Here is a 3,536-nt window from a genome sequence, read left to right as displayed (position 1 = left end):
GGCTTAACCCAAATCCTTTGGAAGCTCCTGTAATAAACCAAGTTCTGATTTTCTCCATATTTCGTTTGTTTTTACGATACAAATATATAGCGAAACATCACCTGAGCGTATACGTCGATCAAACCGATCATTACGAAATTCAAACATGTCGGAATGCCGAAGGGGTAGTACTGGTCTGCTTTTTGAAAAAGTTATTGAAATGTGTGGGTGCTTCGAATCCAAGACAGTAGCTTATCTCGGAAACATTCCAGTTCGTGTGGCGCAAAAGTGCCCTGGCCTCGCTGGTCAGTCGCTCCATAATATGATCCGTAGTTGTTTTTCCAGTCGTCTGACGGACAGCCCGATTAAGATGATTAACATGTACGGATAGTTGATCAGCAAAATCTTTAGCAGAGCGCAGACCAAATCTTTGTGATGGCGATTCGATGGGAAACTGTCGTTCAAGAAGCTCTGTAAATATAGCGGTGATACGTGAATTGGCATCCGGGTGTTGATAGAGGCGGTTAGAAGGCTGTATCTTCAAAGCGTAGTGAATCAACTCAGTGACGTAATTACGTAGTAAGTCATATTTAAAAATATAGTCGGAATTAAATTCTGCCAACATCTTATCAAATAAAGCTAATACAACTGTTTCCTGTTCAGCGTTAAGTACATAAACAGGATTCGCTCCAGGAGAAAACATCGGCAATTGATGAACATTGCTGCGCAACATCTCAGTAAAAAAAGACTCCTTATAAATACAAAATCTGCCCGAATGCTTGTCATTTAGATTTTCAAAAGTATAAGGAACAACTGGGTTAAAGAAGACCAATGCACTTCCATCCATTTCTATGCTTTTATCGGCATAGTGAATAACCCCCTTACCCTTGAAAAGGCTGATCTTGTAGAAGTCCCGGCGACTATATTGAACAGGCTTGGCGCCGGGGAGGTAACAGTCCTCTGATCTGAATACATTAAAGTGTCCGATATCCTGACTGAGATTATCTGGTAACCAATTAAACTTTTTCTTGTAGAAATCCTCAAGTGTCTCCGTATGTGCCATAATACAAAGTTACATAATTCAAACCAAATCTATTATCCTATTTCTATAGGTAAGCACATCTGATTAGTTTTAAAAATCCATGTCAAAGGGGGCTACTCCTATTCAAGATGCTAACGTGTCATTTAACAAAAAAAAATAGTATTTTAGAAAATGCTCCATAACCGTCTATTTAATCCATCTATTTTTTATCTCATTATATTGGTGGTGGTAGTTTTAGGTGCGTTAATGAGCATTTTAAGGATTTTATAAAAAATACACGTAGGCTGGTTAAATCATCTTTCCAGTCTGGAACTGTAATAAATTTATTGGTTAAACTAATGACGTCACAAGCCCAACTAAATGAAAAATGAAACCATGATAAAGCATTTGCTGAAAGCAACAATGCTTGGCTTTGCTACCTTCAGTAGTATTATTGTTGCGGCTCAGGACAAGTTAGCTTTACCAACTCTCGCGCATCAGGAGTGGTCGGATGCAGAGATTGGTGCAATCTTCCACTTCGATATGCCCACTTTTAAGCCCAACTACAATTGGCGGGTTTACGGTTCGCATCCTCCAGCATCGGTTTTTAACCCTTCGAAAGTAAATACAGATCAGTGGATTGCCGCGGCTAAGGCTGGGGGCGCAAAATACGCGGTGCTTGTAGCAAAGCATGGGTCAGGTTTTAGCTTATGGCCCACAGCTGCTCACGCCTACAGTGTAAAAAATAGTTCCTGGAAAAGTGGTAAGGGGGATTTGGTGAAGGATTTCGTCGAGTCCTGTAAGAAATATGGCGTGCGTCCGGGTATTTATGCTAGTGCATCGACCAATGGTTATCTATGGGCCGATAATCCCGGTGTTGTTCAGAAGGGCGGACCAGTTGACCAAAAAACATATAATGAGATTGTAATACAGCAGCTAACGGAATTATGGACTAATTATGGGAAGCTCTTCGAAATTTGGTTCGATGGAGGAGTGATACCAGTTAGTGAAGGTGGTCCTGATGTAGACGCTTTGCTTAAAAAACTCCAGCCTGATGCGGTTGTCTTTCAGGGTCCAGCCTCCGCTAAAAACCTGATAAGGTGGATTGGAAACGAAGATGGATTAGCGCCATATCCCAATTGGAGTACCACCAACGGTATTGATGCCACTAAAGGATTTAAGGAGAATGATTTCTCCGGTGTTCCGGGAGGTAAAATCTGGTGTCCGGGTGAAACTGATTTTCCATTGAGAACTGGTGGTTTCCAGGGTGGGTGGTTCTGGGTGGACGACACTCAGGACATGATTAGTAAAGAAAAGTTCCTGGATAATTATATAACGAGTGTAGGTCGTAATTCCAACATGCTAATTGGGATTGTAGTGGATAGCAGCGGACTGGTTCCTCTGAAAGATATAGCATTGCTAAAAGATTTTGGTGATGCAGTAAAAGTGAAATATCGCCCAATTGCAACATCCTCAGGACGCGGGAAGGAGATTTTACTGGATCTTGGCAAGAAACAGTTGTTGAAAGGGGTGGTGATTAAAGAAGACATCGCAAAAGGGGAAAGAATCCGGAAATACCGCTTAGAAGGGTTTAACGGGCAAAACTGGAAAACAATTGGCGGCGGTAGTTCGGTTGGGCATAAAAGAATTGAAATGTTGACTAAGCCTTCCAGGTTTTCTAAGATTAAACTCATTTTGCTGAACTCGGAAGGTACACCGGTCATTAAAGAACTTGGGGCAATTGGGGAATAGTTATTAGACCACAAAAACAGTCTCAGGGCTATACGGCAGTTTTAAAGGAGGACCCGAAGCAAGGTATAAATAGCTATTCACCATAAATACAACAGATTATTCTTTCTTTAGAACATACATACTCGAAAATAATTTATTATCATCAAATATTAAATTGATCTTATAAGCTGGGTTTTTAATCTCGATAGTATTGGAATATTTTAACTCTATATCTCCAATTAGATCCTTCTTATCGATGACCTTTAAGACATCTTCTCCTTTCATCCCTTTTTTTAATTGATTTTCAAATGAGACTTCTACGCCATCAAAGTCATTAATAGAATAGCCTTTTAATAAATTGCTCTTCAGATCATTTTCCCCGTTTTTCCCTGCTATAAAGTAGAAATAGAAATTATTGTATTTATTTTCATGCATAACTTCCTGTAAAACTCCATTGGGATCCGATGTGATCACTCTTTCAAAATTTTTGCTGGTGGCAGACTTAAGGAAATCAGCTTCAGTTGAAGTCCCTAAGTTAAGGTCATTGATATTCCAGTTTTTGTCAATTTTTAAGACCGGCTTGTTTTTAATGTCCTTTGGATCTGTTCTGTTCTTCGTTAAGTCTTTCGTGTACGCTTCATTATCACACCCTCCAAAATCTATAAGGCCATTCATACTGTCCCAGTAACACTTTTTTGATAAATCAGAACTGTTTAAAACAATAAGCCTGTCATAGTCTGGAGCATAAAAAACATATTTATTTTCCTTCTTTACATTCCAATATAATCCATGATCTGTATTAGGA

The 3,536-nt window shown here is 39.5% G+C and carries 3 protein-coding genes; 1 reads left to right on the top strand and 2 read right to left on the bottom strand.

What is annotated here, in order from left to right; translation table 11 throughout:
- Nucleotides 1-139: 139 nt before the first annotated feature.
- On the bottom strand, nucleotides 140-1,042 hold the full coding sequence (locus AC1DG9_RS25145; protein WP_172662816.1) for a helix-turn-helix domain-containing protein: 903 nt from the start codon (nucleotides 1,040-1,042) through the stop codon (nucleotides 140-142).
- Nucleotides 1,043-1,381: 339 nt separating this feature from the next.
- Here AC1DG9_RS25145 and AC1DG9_RS25140 point away from each other — a divergent pair, with 339 nt between their 5' ends.
- Nucleotides 1,382-2,752 carry an alpha-L-fucosidase gene (locus tag AC1DG9_RS25140; RefSeq protein WP_288884310.1) on the top strand — a complete coding sequence of 457 codons (1,371 nt, stop codon included), beginning with the start codon at nucleotides 1,382-1,384 and terminating at the stop codon, nucleotides 2,750-2,752.
- A gap of 96 nt (nucleotides 2,753-2,848) precedes the next feature.
- Here AC1DG9_RS25140 and AC1DG9_RS25135 read toward each other — a convergent pair.
- Nucleotides 2,849-3,536, bottom strand: a 688-nt coding sequence (locus AC1DG9_RS25135; RefSeq protein WP_477635472.1) for a hypothetical protein, incomplete at its 5' end; no start/stop codon positions are given.

The organism is Pedobacter sp. 05L430, assembly GCF_056397585.1.
This window is presented reverse-complemented; position numbering and strand designations above follow the sequence as displayed.

Bases quoted from the DNA above. Each gene is read 5' to 3' on its own strand.
- AC1DG9_RS25145 (WP_172662816.1), bottom strand. From the start codon at position 1,042: ATGGCACATACGGAGACACTTGAGGATTTCTACAAGAAAAAGTTTAAT.
- AC1DG9_RS25140 (WP_288884310.1), top strand. From the start codon at position 1,382: ATGAAAAATGAAACCATGATAAAGCATTTGCTGAAAGCAACAATGCTT.